Annotated in this window: 13 protein-coding genes and 2 pseudogenes; 9 read left to right on the top strand and 6 right to left on the bottom strand. The window is 69.1% G+C overall.

Annotation, left to right across the window (positions count from 1 at the left end; translation table 11 throughout):
* Positions 1-136: 136 nt before the first annotated feature.
* Positions 137-2,218 (bottom strand): NPCBM/NEW2 domain-containing protein, encoded by a 2,082-nt coding sequence (locus IE325_RS38465; RefSeq protein WP_190074804.1) that lies wholly within the window; start codon positions 2,216-2,218, stop codon positions 137-139.
* Between the two features lie 749 nt (positions 2,219-2,967).
* Between IE325_RS38465 and IE325_RS38470 the strand changes: the two genes are divergently transcribed.
* Complete coding sequence (locus IE325_RS38470; RefSeq protein ID WP_190074805.1) at positions 2,968-3,372, top strand: nuclear transport factor 2 family protein; 405 nt, start codon at positions 2,968-2,970, stop codon at positions 3,370-3,372.
* A gap of 241 nt (positions 3,373-3,613) precedes the next feature.
* Here IE325_RS38470 and IE325_RS38475 read toward each other — a convergent pair whose 3' ends face one another.
* Positions 3,614-4,498, bottom strand: a complete 885-nt coding sequence (locus IE325_RS38475; RefSeq protein WP_190074806.1) for an NAD-dependent protein deacetylase — start codon at positions 4,496-4,498, stop codon at positions 3,614-3,616.
* Between the two features lie 356 nt (positions 4,499-4,854).
* Between IE325_RS38475 and IE325_RS38480 the strand changes: the two genes are divergently transcribed.
* Positions 4,855-8,346: a SpoIIE family protein phosphatase gene (locus tag IE325_RS38480; protein ID WP_190074807.1), complete on the top strand. Its 3,492-nt coding sequence runs from the start codon at positions 4,855-4,857 to the stop codon at positions 8,344-8,346.
* A 342-nt stretch (positions 8,347-8,688) separates the two neighbouring features.
* Here IE325_RS38480 and IE325_RS38485 read toward each other — a convergent pair whose 3' ends face one another.
* A complete protein-coding gene (locus IE325_RS38485) occupies positions 8,689-9,717 on the bottom strand; it encodes a LacI family DNA-binding transcriptional regulator (protein WP_190074808.1) in 1,029 nt (342 codons plus the stop codon).
* A gap of 578 nt (positions 9,718-10,295) precedes the next feature.
* On the opposite strand from IE325_RS38485, the gene IE325_RS38490 reads away from it, so the two are divergent.
* The 4 genes from IE325_RS38490 to IE325_RS38505 are packed head-to-tail and all read left to right on the top strand — an operon-like array spanning position 10,296 to position 15,823.
* A complete protein-coding gene (locus tag IE325_RS38490; RefSeq protein WP_190074809.1) occupies positions 10,296-11,606 on the top strand; it encodes an extracellular solute-binding protein in 1,311 nt (436 codons plus the stop codon).
* The gene (locus IE325_RS38495) at positions 11,603-12,505 is read left to right on the top strand and encodes a carbohydrate ABC transporter permease (RefSeq protein ID WP_190074810.1); all 903 of its coding nucleotides are present in this window, start codon (positions 11,603-11,605) and stop codon (positions 12,503-12,505) included. Before IE325_RS38490 ends, IE325_RS38495 begins: the two co-directional genes overlap by 4 nt.
* 1 nt (position 12,506) lies before the next feature.
* A complete protein-coding gene (locus tag IE325_RS38500) occupies positions 12,507-13,403 on the top strand; it encodes a carbohydrate ABC transporter permease (RefSeq protein ID WP_190074811.1) in 897 nt (298 codons plus the stop codon).
* A 38-nt stretch (positions 13,404-13,441) separates the two neighbouring features.
* Positions 13,442-15,823, top strand: coding sequence for a beta-xylosidase/alpha-l-arabinosidase (locus tag IE325_RS38505; protein ID WP_190074812.1), 2,382 nt, complete (start codon positions 13,442-13,444; stop codon positions 15,821-15,823).
* A 77-nt stretch (positions 15,824-15,900) separates the two neighbouring features.
* Here the strand turns inward: IE325_RS38505 and IE325_RS38510 are convergent, their stop codons facing one another.
* Complete coding sequence (locus tag IE325_RS38510; RefSeq protein ID WP_190074813.1) at positions 15,901-17,088, bottom strand: fumarylacetoacetate hydrolase family protein; 1,188 nt, start codon at positions 17,086-17,088, stop codon at positions 15,901-15,903.
* 47 nt (positions 17,089-17,135) lie between these two features.
* Positions 17,136-18,872 carry an IlvD/Edd family dehydratase gene (locus tag IE325_RS38515; RefSeq protein ID WP_190074814.1) on the bottom strand — a complete coding sequence of 579 codons (1,737 nt, stop codon included), beginning with the start codon at positions 18,870-18,872 and terminating at the stop codon, positions 17,136-17,138.
* Between the two features lie 113 nt (positions 18,873-18,985).
* Here IE325_RS38515 and IE325_RS38520 point away from each other — a divergent pair.
* Both IE325_RS38520 and IE325_RS38525 read left to right on the top strand, forming a co-directional pair.
* Positions 18,986-19,728, top strand: a pseudogene (locus IE325_RS38520) (FadR/GntR family transcriptional regulator).
* A gap of 306 nt (positions 19,729-20,034) precedes the next feature.
* Positions 20,035-20,336, top strand: a pseudogene (locus tag IE325_RS38525) (VOC family protein); the annotation flags it as partial.
* Positions 20,337-20,357: 21 nt separating this feature from the next.
* Here the strand turns inward: IE325_RS38525 and IE325_RS38530 are convergent.
* Positions 20,358-20,567, bottom strand: coding sequence for a hypothetical protein (locus IE325_RS38530; RefSeq protein ID WP_190074815.1), 210 nt, complete (start codon positions 20,565-20,567; stop codon positions 20,358-20,360).
* A gap of 357 nt (positions 20,568-20,924) precedes the next feature.
* Here IE325_RS38530 and IE325_RS38535 point away from each other — a divergent pair, with 357 nt between their 5' ends.
* Positions 20,925-22,061 (top strand): PQQ-dependent sugar dehydrogenase, encoded by a 1,137-nt coding sequence (locus tag IE325_RS38535; RefSeq protein WP_190074816.1) that lies wholly within the window; start codon positions 20,925-20,927, stop codon positions 22,059-22,061.
* Positions 22,062-22,243: the final 182 nt, after the last annotated feature.

A 22,243-nucleotide genomic window follows, 5' to 3' on the forward strand; every position in this document is an offset into this window, starting at 1 on the left:
TGAGCCGCTGCTGAAGTGGTGGGTGATCGAGGACTCGGCTGGGCAACAAGGGCGCGCGATCGTGCCACGGCGCCTCAACTGATCACTGAATCGGCCGCCCCGCGCGTGACGTCACACGCGGGGCGGCCGACCCGGATCAGCAAGTGGTGTTCAGACCGGCCCAGTTGGCGCGGTCGTTGTAGCCGCCGTCGCCGGCGTCGCCGACGACCAGGTCGAGCACCCGGACGCCGGTCAGGTCGATGTCGGCCTGGCGGACGTCGTCGCGGCCCAGTACGCCGCTGTCGAACAGCACCCGGCCGTCACCGATGACCTGGAAGGTCGACGTGCCGCCCTCCGGGCCGACGTCGCGCACCGCGTCGTCGATTCCGACGGTCGTGGTCAGCCGGGTGCACTGGCCGCCGAGGTAGTAGCGGACCGTGGAGGGCGAGGCGACCCCGATACCGGTCGGGTACACCTGGCTGAGCATGCTGATCGGCGTCCAGCCGCCGACACTCCGGTCGACCGTCGGGCTCATCCACCCGCTGGTGGCGCTGATCCAGTCGTGGTGCGACAGGACGACGTCGCCGTCCGGCGGCGCCGGTGCCACGACTAGCGGCGCGGACGTCTCCTGCCGCAGCCTTCCCTTGCCGGTCACGTCGTAGGAGGTGGTGGCGGTCAGCGTGGCACTGCCCGGCGCGGCGGTGGCGGGCAGGGTCAGCGTGAAGGCCTGGGTCAGGGAGCGGTTGGACGTCAGCACCTTCGGCGCTCTGCCGAGCGGACGGGCGGTCCATCCGGCGGGCACCGCCAGCTCGACCCGCGGCGTGAAGACCGGCCGCGCCCCGTCGTTGCGGACGGTGACCTCGACCCGGGCCTCGTCGCCGCCGGCCACCACCGGGGCGACCCCGGCAGGCACCGCATGGCCGCCGACCTTCGTCACCTGCGGAATGCCGGCGACGACGTGAGGAACACCAGGCTTGCCCGTGGCCCGGCTGATCCGGAACAGGGCTGCGCCGTGAGCGGGGACGGCGGCACTGATGGTGCCGGAACTCTCGGTGACCCGGTCGGTCCAGGCGTTCTTCAGGGTGAACCGATCCCCGGACAGCCCGACCGACGACGCCTTCGTGGTCAGGGTCGCCGGGCTGTCGCCGCGGTTCAGCAGCACCACGGCACGGTCACCGCCTGCCAGACGCTTCACCCAGGTCTCCGTCGTACCGGCAGGGCCGACGCGGACGGCCTGGACGCCGGCGGCGTCCTGATTGATGGCGAGGACATCGCGGTCCTCGAGGATGCCGAGCGAGGTCTTGCTGAGCTTACGGACATCGCTGCCGATCACCAGCGGCGCTGCCGCCACCGACCAGAGCGTCATCTGCGTACGGAACTCCTCGTCATTCATGCCGAGTTCGGGTCCGAGGTAGTCCGGGTCGTTGAAGTGACCCGGCCCGGCGACCTCCGGGTGCCGCGCGTTCGCGTCGTAGTTCCGCAGCACGTCCTTGAACTTGATCTCGCCGACGAAACCGACATCCGTGTACGTCCGCCAGGACTGCGCGATCGCAGGCGCGTAGGACCAGGAGTACGTCGACTGCTGCTCCTCCGGGTAGTTGCCCCAGTCCGGGGAGGTCACCGGGTTGCAGAGGTTGAAGATCATGGGGCGCCCGCCGGCGTTGTTCCGCAACGCCTGCGCGAACTCGGTGAAGACGGTCTTCGGGTCGAGGTCCGCGGCGATCCCGCAGAGGTAGTCCACCTTGACCGCGTCGAACTCCCAGGCCGCGAACTGGTTCGCGTCGCGCTGGTAGTAACCGTGGCTGCCCAGTCCGCACTTGCCCGGAATGTACGGGCCGGCGTCGGTATAGATGCCCGCCTTGAGACCTTTGGAGTGGATGTAGTCGACCAGCGGCTTCAGCCCGTTCGGGAACTGGGCGGGGTTGGGCACCAGGTCGCCGGCCGAGCTGCGCGGGGTCGGCGCCGCCCAGTTGCCGTCGATCCAGACGTACCGGTAACCGGCGTCGCGCAGACCGCTGCTGACCAGGAAGTCCGCTATCGACTTGACCTCCGCCTCGGTCGGATCGCCACCCAGTGCGTAGTAGGTGTTCCAGCCCATGTACGGCGTCGGGCTCAGCACTTGCTGAGGCGCCGACGTGGATGCGGCCACGCTGCCGGCCGGAGGGACGGCGCGGGCGGGTGTCTGTACGACCAGCAAGCCGGCCAGTAGAGCCAGGAGGACGGTGAGTCTTCGTTTCACATCGGATCCTTCGCTGTCCGATCAGGCGTGGCGAACCGTCCCGGTCGTCAGTCTGAGGCACCGCTGCCCAGCGGAAGGTACGGCGTTCGCCCTTGGGACCGGTCAACGCCCGCTCGCCTACGGGGTGGTTGCCAGGATCTTGCAGTGGTCACCGACGCTCGTCAATAATAATTACTAAATTAAGAGTTAGTGGCGATCCCTCGCGCTGGGTACCCCGACTGCCGTGTGCGAGAAGGCGTGTGGCTCTGAGGGATGCATGAGGGCCGTTCTTCGCGGAAGGGTCCGCGACACCACCGGCCCCGTTCCCGCTGCGGCAGCGCATCATCACTGCATCCGTCGGCGTCAACTGGGCGCCGGCGCGGCAATGCGGAAGCGGCATGCGGCCGAAGTGCGGCCGGCTGTGAGCTGAGAGGCTGCGAGGGCGGCTTGTCGGCACCGCTCCAGCGAACCGGCGACCAGCGTGGCCGTGCGCCACGAAGGAGGTCAGGCGTGACGATTCAGCAGATGGCACCTTCCTCATCGTTATCGTCAGTCCCGGGCCGAAGGACGCGCCGGCGAACACGTCGTTGCCCGCGTGCGGACCCCCAGTGCCGAGCAGCTCAGCTGACGGCTGTTGAACGGGCCGTGCACCCACCGCACAGGCGAGCTCGGCACCTGCCCTCCGCGCGTGTCGGCACGGCCTGGAGGATGCCTTTGGATCAGGGATTGATGGGCTTGCGCCGCACATCGGACCTGTAACGTCGACACGTATGACAGCAGAGTCACCGGCGCAGACCGTGCAACGCTTGTTCCCGCTGCTGGCCGAGGGGAAGAGTGCGGAGGCGGCGGCGCTGTTCGCCGACTCGGTGTCGTTCTCCATCCCGCACCCGCCGGGCATTCCGTGGGTACCGGAGGTCGACTCGGCAGAGGGCATGCGGACCTTTTTCGACCTTCTTCAAACCCATGTGCAAGCCAAGGAGCTCGACCTCGGCCAGGTCATCGCCGAGGGTGACGACGTCGTTCTCATCGGGCGCATGGTGTCCGAGGTCAAGAAGACGGGCCGCTGCATCGACACCGCGTTCGCCCTGCACACCACGGTCCGGGGCGGGCGGATCACTCGCTACCACCTCTACGAGGACAGCTACGCCGTTGCCAGGGCCTACTTCGGCGACTGACCGTCCGGCGGGCTCGCTTCCGACGGGACCAGGCTTTTCATCACCTTTAGTGGTCACCCAGCCGATCCAGTACAGGGCCGCGCGGACTGCGGCGGGGCGATACCGTCGTGGTGCCTTGCTCGGCGACAGGATGACAAGGCTCGGGCGGCCCCCGTACAACCGCGCCCTGGTTCGGGGCGCCTGCCGACGTCCATCCCGTCGACATGCTGAGTGCGGTTGATCTCGTTGGCGTGCGGGGGCTTCAGCCGATCTGGATGTCGAGTTGTCCAGCGATGGTGGTGAGGGCTGTTCCCAGTGGGAGGGCGACGCGGGTGACGGCGTGGCGATCGCCCCGCGTCGGGTCCCGGTTGATGATCAGTACCGGTTTGCCGGTCTGGACCGCCTGGCGGACGAACCGGAGCCCGGACATCACCGTCAGTGAGGACCCCAGGACCAGCACCGAGGTCGCCTCACGGACCAGCGTGCGGCAGTGTTCGACCCGTTGCGGGGAGACGTTCTCGCCGAAGAACACCACGTCCGGTTTGAGGATGCCCGCGCAGAGCCTGCAGGGCATGACACGGAAGTCTCCGACCTGTTCGTCCGTGAGGTCTGCGTCGCCGTCCGGGTTGATCGCTGCGGCCACCGGATCGAAGCCCGCGTTGGCCTCCGTCAGGCGTTCTGCCAGTTCACGGCGCGGGCTGAAGGAGCCGCAGGAGAGGCAGACGACCCGCTCCAGGCTTCCGTGGAGCTCCACGACATTCTTGCTGCCCGCGGCCTGGTGCAGGCCGTCGACATTCTGAGTGATCACAGCAGTGAGCAGACCGTGCCGCCCGAACGCGGCCACCGCCTGGTGCCCGGCATTGGGGCGGGCGCGGCCGAAGGTGCGCCAGCCGAGGTGGCTGCGTGCCCAGTATCGACGTCGGGCCTGCTCGCCGGCGGTGAACTCCTGGTATGTCATCGGTGTGTGCCGACTCAGGCTCCCGCCCTCGCCTCGGTAATCGGGGATACCCGACTCCGTGGAGATGCCCGCCCCGCTGAGTATCAGCACGCCGCCGGTGCCCAGTGCATCCGTGACCGGCTTCAGATCGGTGGTGGCCGACGGCCAGTCCTGAGTCGGGGTCCAGGCGAGAGTGGGGCGCATGCGCATGGCGCCAGGGTACGCAGCGGGTTGCCGTCACGTTCTTTCGCAGCGACGGCCTGGGTCCGTCCCTGACTGCGCAGACGCATCCGTGTGCTCGCCGGGCGACCGGCGCCGCAGCGATGATCAGCCGAGCCATGCCTGGCTGCCTGTGGTGGTGGCGGTCATCAGCCGAGTCCAAGATGAATCGATGGTGACCAGAAAATCGCATTTTAGACCGTCTTAATGTTGTAATTCTGACAGGAGTGCAGCCAGGACCATTGAATCCGGCGTCCGAGCTGGCCGGAAGATCCGCAGCGAGTGGCCGTCGGCAGCCTTGGGGGAGCGCAGGCGGATCACACAGGCGCCAGGAGGAAGGTTGCTCAATGACCCGGCCCGATGACCCGCGCACCGCGGCGGCCCGGATGTTCGCCGAGGCCGGTGTGTTCGGCGAGCTTCTGGCCGGAATCGAGTGGGCGGCGACACCGCTCGGGCCTCCAGAGTCCTGGCCGGGGCCCCTGGTGGACACCCTGCGCCTCATGCTCACCTCTGAGCACGGGATGGCCCTGTACTGGGGCACCGAATTCGCCACGTTGTACAACCAGGGCTCCTCGCCCATCGTCGGTGCCAAACACCCCTGGGCACTCGGCAGGCCCTACAAGGACGTGTTCCCCGAAGTCTGGGACCACCCCGTGAGCTCCCACTTCCACTATGTGATCGACACCCGCAGGTCCCTGCTGATCCCCGATGAGCCGCTCATCATGGAGCGCCACGGGTTTCCGGAACAGTGCTACTTCGACTCCTCCTTCCAGCCCGTGCTCCTGGACGACGGCACCGCCGGCGGCGTGTTCCAGATCATCACCGAGACCACCGGCCGGGTACTGGGCGAGCGCCGACTGCGCCTGCTGAGCGAGACCGGCGCCCGCACCGCCGGGCTGCTCACCCCGGACGAGGTGGCCCGCGTCGTCGCGGAGGTGCTGGACTCGTATCCCGAGGAGGTCCCGTTCATGGGCCTGTACCTGGCCTCCGAGTCGGGGAAGCTGCGGCCGGCGGCCTCCGCCGGGCTCCAGCCGGCGCCTGAGCAGGTCTCGCGGAGCGCGGGGGACGCGTCACAGATCCCGGCCCGGCTGGCGCAGGTGGCCGCCGACGGTGCCCCTGCCACACTGCCTGCCGCCGCGCTCACCGGCGGCAACACGGCCGGGCAGCACACCGCGGCCTCCTGGCTCCCCGTCGAGGAGGCACTGGCTCTGCCGCTGGACTGTGCGGGGCAGATGGGCGGCGTCCTGGTGGTGGGCGTCAACCCCTGCTTCCCGCCGTCCGGGGCCTACCGGGACTTCCTGGAGGTGCTCGCCGCCGCCGTGGCAGGGGCGCTGACGGCCGCGCTCGCCCACGACGAGCAGCGTCGCCGGGCGGAGGCACTGGCCGAGCTGGACCGGGCCAAGACCACCTTCTTCGCCAACGTCAGCCATGAACTGCGCACCCCGCTCACCCTGCTCCTGGGCCCGCTCCAGCAAGCCCTGGCCGACGAGGCCCGGCCCGAGCGGCGCGAGCAACTGGAGCTCGCCGAGCGCGGTGCTCTGCGCCTGCTGAAGCAGGTCAACACCCTCCTGGACGTTGCCAGGGCCGGCGCCGGGCAGATACGCCCGACTCTCGAGCCGGTCGAACTCGCCGGTGCCACGGCCGAGCTGGCCGGGGTGTTCCGTTCCGCCTTCGAGGCGGCCGGACTGACGCTGGAGGTGGACTGCCCACCGTTGGCCAAACCGGTGCCCCTGGACCGGGAGATGTGGGAGAAGATCGTCCTCAACCTGCTGAGCAACGCCCTGAAATTCACCTTCACCGGCGGCGCCCGGGTCCAGGTGGCTTCGGCCGGCGACCGGGCCAGGCTTACCGTGACCGACACCGGTACCGGCATCCCCGCGAACGAGCTGCCGCGCCTGTTCGAGCGCTTCTACCGAGTCCGCGGCGCCCGCTCCCGCTCCCACGAGGGCAGTGGCCTCGGGCTGGTGCTGGTGAAGGATCTGGTGGAAGCACACGACGGCACCGTCGGCGTGGACAGCCTTCTCGGGCAGGGCACCACCGTCACCGTGGACCTCCCGTTCGCCGACACCCACCGAACACGCCCGGTCCCGCCCGCGGCCGACGCCGGATCTCCCGGGGAAACCTCCAGGAAGGCCGGCCGGCCGGGCCGCGCCACGGCCTATGTGGATGAGGCACTGGGCTGGCTGACGCCTGACCCCGTCCAGACGGCAGCCGCACCCACCCCGTACGTCCCCGCGGCCCACAATGCCGCCCACGGCCCCGGCCCGCACGAAACCCACCGCCCCCACCGGCCCCGCCTTCTGGTCGTCGACGACAACGCCGACATGCGTGCCTACCTCACCCAACTCCTCCAGCCCGACTACGACGTGCTGCCTGCCGCCGATGGCCGGGCCGCCCTGGAGGTGGCCTTGGCGCAGCCGGTGGAGCTGGTGCTCAGCGACGTGATGATGCCCCGCATGGACGGCTTCGAGCTGGTCCGGGCACTGCGCGCCGACCCCCGCACCGCCCGCCTGCCCATCGTCCTGCTCACCGCCCGCGCCGGCGAGGAGGAATCCGTGCAGGGTCGGCAGGCCGGCGCCGACGACTACCTGGCCAAACCCTTCTCCGCGCGTCAGCTGCTTGCGCGCGTCCGCACCGGGTTGGAGCTGTCGCGGCTGCGCGAACAGGTCCTGACCGAGACCCGCAACCAGCTCGCCGTACTGGCCTCCCTTGCCGACGCGGGCCTGCGGCTGTCCGCCACCCTCGACCCGGACCAGATCCTCCAGACTGCCGGCCAGATCTTGCTGCCCGACTTCGCCGACCAGATCAGCGTCCACCTGACCGACGCGAGAACCGCCCCGGTGCAGTCGCCCCCGACATACATCGCAGGCGCTCCCCTTCTTGCCCGCGAGGTCCTGGCCACCGCTGCCGCCCAAGCGATCAACGGCACAGCCCCGGCCTCAGCAGGCCCGCACCCATCTTCCGTTTCCATGCTGGCCCTGCCGCTGCACGCTCACGACCGGACACTGGGGGCCCTGGTACTGGTCCGGCAGGCCGACTACGACGCGGTCGAGCACAAGTATCTGGAGAATCTCGCCCACCGCCTGGCCCTGGCCTACGACAACGCGACCCGATACCACAACGAGCGCCGCCTCGCCCTGACCCTGCAGCGCGCCCTGCTGCCCCACAGCCTGCCCCAAGTGCCCGGAGTACGCCTGGCCACCCACTACGGGGCCAGCAACCGCGGCGCCGAGGTCGGCGGCGACTGGTACGACGTGCTCGCACTGCCCGACGGCGGGGCGGGGTTCGCCATCGGCGACGTCATGGGCCACGACGTGGATGCCGCCATCGTGATGGGCCAGCTCCGCTCCGCCCTGCACAGCCTCGCCATGGAGGGCGCCGGCCCCGCCCAGGTGCTGGCCAGGCTGGACGCCTACTTGCAGTCGATCGACACCGAACGCTTCGCCACCTGCCTGTACGCTGTCTACGACCCACACCGCCACCGCCTGTGCTACGCAGCCAGCGGGCACCTGCCGCCCCTGCTGATAGTCGCCGAAATCTCCTATCTGGAGCTGCCCCCGGCGCTGCCGCTGGGACTGGGCAGCGCCCCGGTCGACCGCGACGTGGCGTTCCCGCCCGGCACCAGCCTCCTGCTGTACACCGACGGCCTGGTGGAAAACCGTGCCCTGTCCCTGGACGGCTGCCTGGCGGCCCTGCGCCAGACCTGCGCCACGTTGCCGCCCGCCGCCCGCACCGACCCTCAACAGATCACCGAACGGGCCCTGGAGCTACTCAACGCCCCCGACCGGGTCGACGACGACACCGCCCTGCTCGCCGCCACCGCCGAACCAGCGCCTTGAACCGGTAGAGCGCGCCGCACGCCAGGCCGGTGTAGGCCGACTCGTCGCCCCACAGCGGCACCGTCAGGCACGTCTGATTCAGCGTCTCGCCGAGGTGGTTCATCTCCTGGGCGGGTGCATCCTGCAGCCGGTCCAGGATGCGCATCATCCCCGGCGTGATGCGGTTCGCCGCGCCTGACCCTGGCGGACAGCGCGTGCCTGGCGAGCCGGAACAGGTGGTCTCGTTCCTCCAACGACAGGTGCAGGCCGACCTCGGACAGCAGATCGTCCCGCTCACGGCGGCCCGCGCGGAAGACGTGTCCGACCGGTTCGCCAAACCGGCCCGAAGACCCTCGCCTACGGTCACGTACGCGCCGAAGCCTCTTCGCGGGGCGGCGCTGTTGAGGCGCGTACCACGAGTTCGGTGGCGAGTTCGATGTGGTGGGACTCGACCTTTTCGCCGTTCGCCAGTCGGAGGGCGGTGCGCAGGGCGGCGCCGCCCATCTCCCGTAGCGGCTGGCGCACGGTGGTCAGGGGCGGTGAGGCCATCTGGGCGAGGCTTGTGTCGTCGAAGCCGATCACGCTCAGGTCTTCGGGGATGCGCAGGCCTCGGGCCCGGGCGGTCTCGATGACACCGAGGGCGATCTCGTCGTTGCCTGCGAAGATCGCAGTCGGTGACTCTTGCAGCCCCAGTAGCGCCGTGGCGCCGAGCAATCCGGCCTCGTACGTGAATTCTCCGGGCCGGACGTAGGTGTCGGGTACCTGTGCTCCTTGCGCCTCCATGGCGGCGCGGTAGCCGTGCATGCGTGCCTGGTTGCATACGGCCATGGCCGGTCCGCCGAGATAGGCGACGCGGCGGTGGCCCAGGGAGAGCAGGTGCTGGGTCGCGGCCAGGCCGCCAGCGAAGTTGGTCGCCCCGACGCTGTTGACCCGGCTGTCCGGGAGGTGCAGCGGGTCCAGCACGACCAGCGGCAGCCCGGCCCGGGCCAGTTCGCTCAGGTGCGCTGTGGTGTACACACTGGTGACCGCGATGACGGCGCGGCGCCCGGCTGAGACCAGGTCACGGGCCCAGTGCGGGGCGCGGGAGGCCCTACTGACCACCACCGAGGCCCCCAATTCGGCGGCGGAGTCGATGATGCCTTCCAAGGTCTCGGCCACGTACGACTTCAGGCCGCCCTTGAACTGCACCTCGATGGTCGGGGTTTCGATGGCCTCGGTGTGGCGGAACACGGGTGCGAGGTAGTGGTGCTGATGCAGTAGTTCCTGCACCCGGGCGCGTGTCTGCGGCGCCACGTCACCGCGACCGTTGACCACTTTGGACACGGTCGCGACGGAAACCCCAGCCGCTTGGGCGATGTCCGCCAACGTGGTGCGCCTGGTGTTCGCTCGCATCGGTTCGGTTCCTCCCAGTTGTACGTCCCCCGGTGTGGTGAGCCGCTGGTCGGGCCGGCAACGCGGGTGGAACCGGTCAACCGTACGGCAACCTGGCACCGAGCCCGTCCGGGGAGGTGCCGACGAGCCCTTCGACCGCGACAGGTCCCACGGGCCAACTGCCGTACCGGCCGGGAGAGGTGACCGAGACCGTGTCGGGCCTCTGGCGGCACAGCGCTTTCGCATTCCGCGAACGCATCCTCCCGCTGTGGCGGCCGGGCTGTGCCACCTTCCCCACCACCGTCGTCTCGGCCTGGAGAGCAGTGCTTCGCCGCAATCATCGCGTCCCCTCCTCTCGCTCTCAATGTGTATGGTTCGAAACTATTTCGGTCTCTGTCAGGGTTCCTTGAGGGCCGTCCTCGCCCGATACTACGCAGCTGACCGCCGCCCTTGCTGCCGTCTGACAAGGCGACTGCACATGCCTTGACAGGGTGTCAGGCCGAAACCTAACTTGCACGAACAGAGCTCGAAGAAGGCTGTTTCGAAAACCTTTCACCATGATTCACGAGAAGCCGGTGGCTCTCGAGTGCGGAGAAAACATGGCGCTCTCCCGACGTACCCTCATCGGCCTGGCCGCCGGCCTGCCGGTCTCCGCGGCGCTGGCGGCCTGCGGCTCATCCGGTCCCGGCAAGAGCGGCGGTGGAGCCACGTACTGGTACCTGAACGGCCAGCCGCAGGAAAGCGTCCGAGCCGGTGCGGTGGACGCGTTCAACCAAGCTCACCCCAAGGAGCAGATCAAGGACACCACCTTCCAGAACGACGCGTACAAGACGAAGATCAAGACCGCCATCGGCGCGGGGCAGGCGCCCACCATCATCTGGGGCTGGGGCGGCGGGACGCTGCGTACCTACGTGGAAGCGGGCCAGGTCGAGGACCTCACCTCGTGGTTCGACGAGCATTCCGAGGTCAAGAAGCGGTTGTTCCCGTCCTCGTTCGGCGCGGCAACCGTCGACGGCAAGATCTACGCGATGCCGTGCGAGACCGTGCAGCCGATCATCCTCTACTACAACAAGAAGGTCTTCGAGCAGGTCGGCGTGAAACCGCCGAAGTCCTGGGACGACATCATGGCGCTGGTGCCCAGGTTCAACGCGAAGGGAATAGCGCCGTTCTCCCTCGGTGGCCAGTCCCGGTGGACGAACATGATGTGGCTGGAGTTCCTGTTCGACCGCATCGGCGGTCCCGAGGTGTTCCAGGCCATCATCGAAGGCGAGAAGAACGCCTGGTCAAACCCGGACGCCATCACCGCGCTGGCCAAGGTGCAGGAGCTGGTCAAGGCCGACGGGTTCGTCAAGGGCTTCTCCTCGATCACCGCGGACTCCAACGCCGACCAGGCGCTGCTGTACACCGGCAGGGCCGCGATGATGCTGCACGGCGCCTGGTCGTACGGCATTCAGCAGGCCGATGGCGGGGACTTCGTCCCCGGCGGCGGGCTGGGCTACATGACCTTCCCGCCCGTCGAAGGCGGCAAGGGTGATCCGAGCGACACCGTCGGCAACCCCGCCCAGTACCTGTCCATCTCCTCGAAGGCCAGCGCCGAGCAGAAGAAGATCGCCAAGGACTACTTCACCACAGGCGTCCTCCAGGACGCCGAGGTGAAGAAGTGGATCGACAACGGGTCGGTGCCGATCCGGCTGGGCACGGAGAAGCTGCTGGCCGCCTCCAAGAGCGCCGATTTCCTGCAGTTCACCTACGACATCGCCAGCAAGGCCCGGGTGTTCGGCCAGTCCTGGGACCAAGCGCTCAGTCCGACGGCCGCCGAGACCCTGCTGGACAACATCGCCAAGTTGTTCCAACTGTCCATCTCGCCACAGCAGTTCGCCCGCAACCTCAACGCGGTCACCGGCAAATGAGCACACTCACCGGGCACTCACCGCGCCGCGAACCGTGGACCGTCCTGCCGTGGCTGGCGACGCCCGCGCTGGTGGTCTTCGTCGGCTTCGCCGTGATTCCGCTCGTCGGGGTCTTCGCGCTGAGTTTCACCACATGGGACGGGATCGGCGCCATCCACCCGTCGGGGCTGGCGAGTTGGCGTTCGGTGCTCACCAACCCCGGCCTGCCGCACGCCCTCTGGGTGACGTTCCTGGTGATGGTCGTGTCCTGGGCGTTTCAGACTCCGCTGAGTATTCTGCTCGGCACGTTCCTGGCCGGCCGCCAGCGCTACCGCGCGCTGCTGGGAGTGGTGTACTTCATCCCGCTGATGCTCAGCTCCGCGGCCATCGCGATCGCCTACAAGGCCCTGCTGGACCCCAACTTCGGGCTCGGCGCCGGGCTGAAGATCCACGTACTGAGCCAGGACTGGCTGGGGCGGCCCGGGCTCGCGTTCGGGGTCGTGATCTTCGTCGTCTCCTGGCAGTTCATCCCCTTCCACTCACTGATCTACCAGGGTGGGGTACAGCAGATCCCGAAATCCCTGTACGAGGCCGCGCAGTTGGACGGAGCCGGACGGATCCGGCAGTTCTTCAGCATCACGCTGCCCCAGCTGAAATACACCATCATCACCTCGTCCACGTTGATGGTGGTCGGGTCGCTGACCTTCTTCGACCTCATCTTCGTCCTGACCGAGGGCGGCCCCGGCGACGCCACCCGGGTCCTCGCCCTGGACATGTACAAGCGGGGATTCCAGGCCAACCTGATGGGACCGGCCAGCGCCATCGCGGTCATCCTGGTCCTGGTGGGGCTGGCCCTCGCCCTGCTGCTGCGCCGGCTCGGGGGCCGGGACGCCGGTGCGAGCCAACTCGAGGGGGTCTGACGTGACCACCATGCTCACCGAGCCGCGACGACCGCAGAAGCCCGGCCACCACGAGCGGCGACGCCACACCCGTCAGGCGGGCCGCCGGCGCAACTGGGCCGGCGGCCTGGCCGGATGGCTCTGGCTCGTCGTCGTCGCCGTACCCCTGTACTGGGCCCTCATCACCAGCCTCAAGGCCCAGAGCCGCTACTACGCGAGCAACCCGCTGGTGCCATCGGGCGACCCGACACTGGACAACTACCGGCTGGTCATCGAGTCCGACTTCTTTCGCTACTTCGTCAACAGCGTCGTGGTCACCGCCGGTGCCGTGGTGCCGGCGGTCGTATTCTCCTTCATGGCCGCCTACGCGATCGTGCGCGGCTGGCGCCTGCGGGTCCTGCGGGCGATGAACGGGCTGTTCCTCATGGGCCTGGCCATCCCGTTGCAGGCGACGGTGATCCCGGTCTACCTCATCATCATCAAACTGCATCTGTACGACAGTTTGCTGGCGCTGATCCTCCCGTCGATCGCCTTCGCCATTCCGCTGTCGGTGCTGGTGCTGACCAACTTCATCCGCGACGTGCCCAAAGAGCTGTTCGACTCGATGCGGGTCGACGGCGCCACCGAATGGACGACCCTGTGGCGGCTGGCGGCGCCGCTCACCCGACCGGCCATCCTCACCGTCACCATCTTCAACGCACTGACCATCTGGAACGGATTCCTGTTGCCGCTGGTCCTCACTCAGAGCCCAGAGCGCCGGACCCTGCCGCTTGCACTGTGGACCTTCCAGGGCCAGTACGGGGTCAATGTCCCCGCCGTTCTCGCCGCCGTCGTCCTCACGACACTGCCCGTCCTGGTCCTGTACGCGTTCGGCCGCCGCCAGTTGCTGAGCGGTCTGACCGCCGGATTCAGCCGTTGATCGACGCCGCTGCCATGCCCCCTGGCGGGCGGAGGAAAGTGAACGCCCACGTGACCGTAGAGAACACCCCGGTAATCCCCCTCTGGAACGACGCCACCCTTCCCGTCACGGCGAGAGTCGACGCCCTGATCGACGCGATGACCCTCCAGGAGAAGACCGCACAGCTGTACGGAGTGTGGGTGGGCGCCTCCGATCAGGGCGGTGAAGTGGCCCCCCATCAGCACGACATGGAGGAGGTCGTCGATCTCGACGCACTCCTGCCCACCGGGCTGGGCCAGCTGACCCGGCCCTTCGGCACGGTCCCCGTCGACCCCGCCCTGGGTGCGCTCTCCCTGGCCCGCACCCAGACCCGTATCGCCGCCTCGAACCGCTTCGGCATCCCCGCTCTCGCACATGACGAGTGCCTGGCAGGCTTCGCCGCCTGGGGGGCGACCGCCTATCCCGTTCCGCTTTCCTGGGGCGCCACCTTCGACCCGGACACGGTCCGGCGCATGGCCGCCGCCATCGGCCGCGACATGCGTGCCGTCGGCGTCCACCAGGGACTCGCGCCCGTCCTGGATGTCGTGCGCGACGCCCGCTGGGGTCGGGTCGAGGAGACCATCGGCGAGGACCCGTACCTCGTCGGCACCGTCGGGACGGCATACGTGCAGGGCCTTGAGTCCGCAGGGATCGTCGCCACCCTCAAGCACTTCGTCGGCTACTCGGCCTCCCGCTCCGGTCGTAACCTCGCTCCCTCCTCCGTGGGCCCACGTGAGCGCGCCGACGTTCTGCTGCCTCCCTTCGAGATGGCGATCCGTGAAGGCGGCGCCCGGTCGGTGATGAACGCCTACACCGACACCGACGGCATGCCCTCCGCGGCCGACGAGGATCTGCTCACCGGGCTGTTGCGCGACACGTGGGGCTTCGACGGCACTGTCGTCGCCGACTACTTCGCCGTTGCCTTCCTGAAGACCCTGCACGGCATCGCAGCCGACTGGGCGGGCGCCGCCGGGGCCGCGCTGCACGCGGGCATTGACGTCGAACTGCCCAATGTCAAGACGTACGGCGCGCCCCTGGCCGAGGCCGTCGCCGACGGCCGCGTGCCGGAGGCGTTCGTCGATCGCGCCGTGCGCCGGGTACTTACCCAGAAGGCGATGCTCGGCCTGCTCGACAAGGACTGGGACCCCCAGCCGGCCGCGCTCGAGAGGGCCGACCTGGGCGACCCGGCCGCCCTGCGCGGCAAGGTCGATCTGGACCGGCCCGACAACCGTCGACTGGCCCGCGAGATCGCCGAGAAGGCGGTCATCCTGCTCAGCAACGACAGCACCCTGCCGCTGACCCGGCCGCGCCGTATCGCTCTGATCGGTCCCAACGCGGCCGAGCCCACGGCGGTACTGGGCTGCTACTCCTTCCCGCAGCACATCGGCGTCCGCCACCCCGGGACCCCACTCGGCATCGAACTGCCCACGCTGCGAGACACTCTCGCCGACGAGTTTCCCGAAGCCCAGATCACGGTCGCCCGCGGCACCGGAATCGACGACGGAGACCTCTCCGGCATCCGCGAGGCCGCCCAGGTGGCACGCGAGGCCGACATCGCCCTGGTCGTGCTCGGCGACCGCGCCGGGCTCTTCGGGCTGGGTACCAGCGGCGAGGGATGCGACGTCGAGTCGCTGGTCCTGCCCGGTGCGCAGCAGCACCTGCTCGACACCCTGCTCGACCTCGAGACACCCGTGATCACCGTGCTGCTCGCGGGACGGCCGTACGCCCTCGGCCGCGCCGTGGAGGAGTCCGCTGCGATCGTGCAGTCCTTCTTCCCGGGGGAGGAGGGCACGCACGCGATCGCCGGGGTGCTCAGCGGCCGCATCAATCCCTCAGGCCGTCTCCCGGTCAGTGTGCCGCGTGGGCCGGGCTCCCAGCCGGCCAGCTACCTCGGGGCGCGGCTCGCGCACGCCAGCGAGGTGTCCAACATCGACCCGACCCCCGCGTTCGCCTTCGGCCACGGCCTGTCCTATACGCGATTCGACTGGGCAGACCTGACCGTGGACGCCCATGAGGCTCCGACGGACGGCGAGTTCACCCTCGCCTTCACCATCCGCAATACCGGCGGGCGGCCCGGAACCGAGGTCGTCCAGCTCTATCTGCACGATCCGGTTGCCTCCGTCGTCCAGCCGGTGCAGCGCCTCGTCGGCTACACCCGCGTCGAGTTGAAGCCGGGCGAGGCATGCCGCGTCCGTGTCTCACTCCCGGCCGACCTTGCCGCCTTCACCGGACGCGACGGTCGGCGCGTGGTCGAACCGGGCGAGCTGGAGGTCCGGCTGGCCGCCTCCAGCGCGGATCCGCGCCTGACCGCCACGGTCACGTTGACCGGTCCCGAGCGCCACGTGGATCACACGCGGCGCCTGCACACCAGGTTCGGGCAGGAGTCGGTTGCCCGGGCATGAACCGGGCGTGCGCGGTGCACGTCGCGGCAGTGGCAGCGCTGCGCACACGAGACCACGGGGCCAGGCGTGCGGTCGTCTCACAGCACGCCACGCTGGGCGAGGTTGCGCATCAGCGCTCGTACGCCGAACGTCCACGGCGCGGCCTGCTCGCTGGGGACGACGGTGTTGACCAGAGCGCCGAGCGGCGGGCTGGAGATCCGCACGATGTCGCCGTACTCGTGGGTGAAGCCCGCGCCGGGTGCCTGGCGGTCCTCGGTGGGGGCGAACAGCGTTCCGGTGAACAGCGCGAAGCCGTCCGGGTATTGATGGTGCGGACCGTGCGTGGCGGCCACCAGGTCCAGCACGTCGCGGCTGATCTCGCGCATGGAGCTGCTGCCGTGCAGTACATAGCCGTCCGTGCCGTCGACCCGCAGGTCGATGTCGAGCCCGCGTACGGTGTCGAGGCCGAAGCCGTCGTCGAGCAGGCGGATGAACGGGCCGATCGCGCAGGAGGCGTTGTTGTCCTTCGCGTGGGACAGCAGCAGGGCGCTGCGTCCCTCGATGTCGCGGAGGTTGACGTCGTTGCCGAGCGTCGCGCCGCGTGCCCGGCCGCGCGAGTCCACGACCAGGACGATCTCGGGCTCGGGGTTGTTCCACACCGAGGCGCCGAGCACTCCGATATCGGCACCGGTGCCGACCGCGGACAGGACCGGGGCCTTGGTGAACACTTCCGGGTCCGGCCCGATCCCGACCTCCAGGTACTGCGACCACAGCCCTTCGGAGACGAGCAGTTCCTTGGCCTTGGCCGCTTCCGGCGATCCGGGGCGGATGCCGTCGAGGGCGCCGCCCACCAGTTGCTTCACGCGGGCTCGCACTCGTGTGGCCTGCGCGGGATCGCCGCCTGTGCGCTCCTCGATGACGCGTTCCAGCAGACTCCGCGCGAAGGTGACACCCGCGGCCTTGATCACCTGCAGGTCGATGGGGGCGAGCAGATGCGGAACGTCACGGCGGCCTGTCGGCGCCTGCAGTAGTTCGTCCAGGCGCCAGGTGTGTCCGCCGTCGGCCTCGCGGACGACCGCCGCCGCGTCGTCGCGTTCCATCAGGTCGGAGACGGTGGGGGCGATGGCCGTCAGGTCGACGACCTGCTGGCCGCGGACCGCGGCCACACACGGTCCGTTCTCTCCCGGGTGGTGGACGCGCGCGACGAGGGCGGCTCGGCCGGCGTCCTCCGGCAGGACGGAGCGGGCTGTGAGGACCGGACGAGGGCGCGCTGCTGCCGATTCCACGATCGATGCTCTCCTGGATGCGAGGGGTGTGGTGACCGGGGGCGGACTCAGTGGGAGTCGCGGGGGACCTCGTGTCCACGGCTTCCGCGAAGGAAACCGAAGTCGGCGCCTCGGTCGGCCTGTTCCACGTTCTGGGTGTAGAGCCAGGCGTAGCCGCTGGTGTGCCGTTCGGCGGGGGCCTGCCACCGCTGCCGGCGCCGGGTGAGCTCGACGTCGTCCACGTCCAGGCGCAGGGTCCGGTTCGGGACGTCGAGGACGACGGGGTCCCCGTCCCGCACCAGGGCGAGAGGCCCGCCGACGGCGGCCTCGGGCGCCACGTGCAGGACGACCGTCCCGTACCCGGTGCCGCTCATCCGGCCGTCGCAGATGCGGACCATGTCCGTGACACCCGCCTTCAGCAGCTTGGCGGGCAGCGGGACGTTGGAGACCTCGGGCATGCCCGGATACCCCTTGGGGCCCGCGTTGCGGATGACGATGACGGTGTTCTCGTCGATGTCGAGGTCCGGGTCGTCGGCCACCTCGTGGTAGGCCTCGGGGGAGTCGAAGACGCGGGCGGGACCGCGGTGGGTGAGCAGGTGCGGTGACGCGGCGGACTGCTTGATCACGGCGCCGTCGGGGCACAGGTTGCCGCGCAGCACGGCGGTACCGGTGCCGGCCGGCTGGAAGGGGGCGTCGAGGCCGGTGATGACGTCGGAGTTGACGCATTCGGCGTTCTCGGTGTTCTCGGCGATGGTGCGTCCGGTGACCGTGATCTGTTCGCCGTGCAGCAGCCTGCCGCGTAGCAGCTCGGCCATCACTGCAGGCAGCCCGCCCGCGTAGCAGAAGTCCTCCATGAGGTATGTGCCGCTGGGCATCAGGTTGACCAGGGTCGGCACCGCGCGGGCCAGGTCGTCGAAGTCCGGCAGACGCAGGTCGACGCCGACACGTCCGGCGATGGCGGTGAGATGGATGATCGCGTTCGTGGAGCCGCCGATGGCCGCGTTGACCCGGATGGCGTTCTCGAACGCCTCGCGGGTCAGGATCTGCGAGGGGCGCAGCTCCTCCTCCACCATCCGTACGATGCGCTGCCCCGCCGCCTGCGCGGTCTCCATCCGCCGGGAGTCGACCGCGGGCCAGGCCGCCGAGCCCGGCAGCTGCATGCCGAGCGCCTCGGCCATGCAGGCCATCGTCGAGGCGGTCCCCATCGTCATGCAGTGGCCGTTGGAGCGGGCCATGCACCCTTCCGCGAAGAAGCACTCCTCCTCGGTCATCCGGCCGGTCTTCAAGTCCTCTTCGAACTTCCACACGTGGGTGCCGGATCCCACGTCCTGGCCCCGGTACTTGCCGTTGAGCATCGGTCCGCCGGTGACCATGACCGCGGGCAGATCAACACTGGCGGCGCCCATGAGCATGGCGGGGGTCGTCTTGTCGCAGCCGGACAGCAGCACGACACCGTCGAGGGGATTGGCCCGGATCAGTTCCTCGACCTCCATGGCCATGAGGTTGCGGTACAGCATTGCCGTGGGGCGCATCAAGGTCTCGCCGGTGGCCATCGTGGGGAACTGGAGCGGCAGGCCGCCCGCCTGCCACACTCCGCGCTTGACGGCTTCGGCGACGCGTGTCAGATGCGCGTTGCACGGGGCGAGTTCGGAAGCACTGGTCGCGATACCGATGACGGGACGCCCGTCGAACACCTCGTGCCCGAATCCCTGGTTGCGCATCCAGGAGCGATACACCATGCCGCTGCGGCCTTGAGCGCCGAACCACGCCTGGCTGCGGCGGCTCGTGTTCTGACCATCAGTCATGTCGTCACTCCCGTGGCTCTGGCGTCGTCCGCTTGGAGATGAGGCGCTGAGGTGCTGTCGGGTGAGGGCCCGCAAGCCGTACTCTGGCACTCAATCATTAAATGATTCGATGAATGGCGTCCAGGGGTGAGCAGAGATCGTGGTGCACTTCCTGACCATGCACCAGCGCGTGGTCGACGAACTCGGGCGGCGCATCGTGGGTGGCGCGTGGGAGCCCGGGGATCCGTTGCCGGTGGAGGACACACTGGCGGCCGAGATCGGTGTCAGCCGCGGCGTGTTGCGGGAGGCGGTCAAGGCACTGGTGGCCAAGGGGATGCTGCACGTACGCCCGCGCACCGGCACACGCGTGCTGCCCCCGGAGCAGTGGAACCACCTGGACCGTGACGTGCTGCGCTGGAAACAGGCCGGGGACGCCACGGCTCTGCTGCGCGACACGGGTGAACTGCGCCGGATCGTCGAGCCCGAGGCGGCCCGGCTCGCCGCCGGCCGGGCCGGCTCCGACGATGTACGAGCCCTGTACGACGCCCTGGCGGCCATGGAGGCCGCGGCGGCGACCCCGGGCCGCAGCGGCTATGTCGAGGCCGACATCGCCTTCCACCGGGCCCTGCTCGACGCCAGCGACAACCGGCTGCTCGGCTCACTTGGCCGCGCTGTCGGCATCGCGCTGGAACACAGCTTCCTCGTCAGTACCCAGACCCCCGGTGCGGTGGAGGCTTCGTTGCCGCGCCATCGCGCCATTGTGGAAGCCGTCGAGGCCCGCGATCCTGCGGCCGCGACGGCCGCCGTACTGGCGATTATCGACGCCGCCGAACAAGAGATCGCCCAGTCGCCCGGACTGCCGAGCGACGTCGCATGACCTGTCACGGCTGCGACCGTGCAGTGCTGCGGGCAGCGGCGCGGAAGCGGTCGACGCCAACGGAATCTTTGCCTTGCCCGGCGGGCAGGGCGACCGCAGTTGGCGCGACGGAGGCGCCGGCCGAGCAGGGAACGTGCCGAGCGCGGTCTTACACCGGCCACGGCCGGCGATCTTCGGCTGGCGTACCGCTCGTCGAGCACCGCCGCCTGCCCTTCGGCATCGACACAAAATCACCACTCACGCAGACGGCCTACCCGGCCGCCCTCGCAGAGTTGATCCGCGCCGTCGTCGAGGGCCGGGGCGCCGAAGTTGTCGACTGGTGCCGGGGATATTCCGGAGTCGATCATCGATCCCGCGGGACGTGGACCGAGGGTGTGGTTCCAGCAGGTTCCGAACCGAAGGTCGCCAAGAACCGGTGGCACTTCGACCTGAAGGTCGGTCGGGGCCATGACGTCCCACTCGACGTCCGCGCACAGGGGGTCAAGGCTACGGTGGAACGGCTGGTCAAAGCTGGTGCCACCGTGCTGCGGATCAAGGATGAGCCGGACATGGGGCTCTACGCCACCGCTGTGCAGGACCCCGAAGGCAACGAATTCGACGTCGTCTGAGGTCCGTTGTGACCGGGCTGGTCACAGCCACTCGTTCACGGCCGTGACCAGCGCAGTCGCCTCGTGGACCGGGCCAGGAACGACGGCCGGCCGCCGCGGGTGCTGGAGCTGTCGATCCGCATTCAGTAGAACCGAGTCCTGCTCGCGCAACCTCGGCTCGGCGGTGCGGCTGACGCGCTGGGTGCCCAGGACGTTCACGTCGTACAGGGTCGCGAACTGCTCGACGGTCACGCCTCGGCTGCGCCCAGGACCATGTGCTCGATGTTGTGCACGGCCACGTGTGCGGCCCAGGACGGCGGGGGTTCGGGGGTTCGGGGGGCCTCGCCCGGCTCCTCGGCGAGGGCCGGGATGCCGGCGGCGATCCGGCCGATCCGCGGAGTGAGGCGGCTCCGTCTTGGCTGATTCGTGACCTCTCGGCCAGTTGGTCTATACCAAGCGTGCTGTGTCCCCGTATCCTCATCCGTAGCCGGCCAGTAGCACACCGCTCTCTCCCCCCCCACCCGCACCAGGTTGCGTGTTGGCGCCAGCGGCACTGCACGACGAGCCTCGGCGGCCGCGCACCTGATCACCGCCTCCAGGAGGAACACGGTGAGAGTTCGCACCAGAAGTTCGGCGATCATCGGCACGATCTGTCTCGTCGCTTCCCTCACGCTCACGGCGGCGTCGGCCGAAGAGCCGGACGCCGCGCGGCAGGCGGCGAAGGTCACCCTCACGAACGTGGCCACGGCCCAGAACCCGACCGCCGGCGCCGCCGGTCCCGGAGGAAGACTCTGGATCGCCGAACGCGCAGGCACGGTCAGGGTCCTTGGCGACAAAGGGCTCGGCAAACCCGTCCTCGACATGTCCACCGAGACCACCACCGACGGCGAACGCGGGCTGCTGGGCATCGCGTTCGACAAGACGTTCGCGCACTTCTACATCTCGTTCACCAACCTTGAAGGCACCAGTACCGTGGACGAGTTCGCCGTACGGCACGGCAGGATCCAGCCGCACACCCGGCGTACGGTCCTGACCCAGACGCAGCCCTATGCGAACCACAATGGCGGGGACATCAAGATCGGCCCCGATGGCTACCTCTACATCGCGCTCGGCGACGGAGGCTCGGGCGGAGACCCGCACGGCAACGGACAGAACCTCGGCACGCTGCTCGGCAAGCTCCTGCGGATCGACCCCAGGGGCGGCACGCCGTACGCGATCCCGCCGGACAACCCGTTCGTGGGCGAAGCGAACGCGAGGGGCGAAATCTGGGCGTACGGGCTGCGCAACCCGTGGCGGTTCTCCTTCGACGCCGGCACCGGCGACCTGCTGATCGGCGACGTCGGCCAGAACGACTGGGAGGAGATCGACTGGGCCCCGGCACGCAGCAAAGGCGGAGAGAACTACGGCTGGGCCCAGATGGAGGGCACCCATCCCTTCCGCGGCGGCACGGAACCCGCCAACCACGTGCCGCCGGTCCATGAGTACGACCGCTCCAACTTCGGCTGCTCGGTCACCGGCGGCTACGTCTACCGGGGCACGGCGATCCCGGAACTCAGGGGTCAGTACGTGTTCAGCGACTACTGCGACGGCACCGTCCGCTCCCTACAGTTGAAGAACGGCAAGGTGACCGCCGTGAACGACCTCGGAGTCAACGGCGGCGAGGTCATCTCCTTCGCGCAGAACGGCAATGGCGAACTGTACGTGCTCGCCATTGGTGGCAGCGTCTTCCGCATCGACGCGGCGTAACGACCACCAGAAGAACTGCTGCACAGCCTGGATCAGGCAAGCAATCGACGAGGATGCACTACCGGGAGCCTCGTCGCACTGCCTCACCCCGCCGCGATCCCGCTGGCGCCGACTCGGCCGCGGCCGGCAGACCCTGCCCGCCGCGGCCCATCTGCGCAAGGTGACGCCCCCACTCATCCTCG

This window comes from Streptomyces lanatus, from assembly GCF_014655715.1.
Lineage (GTDB): Bacteria > Actinomycetota > Actinomycetes > Streptomycetales > Streptomycetaceae > Streptomyces > Streptomyces lanatus.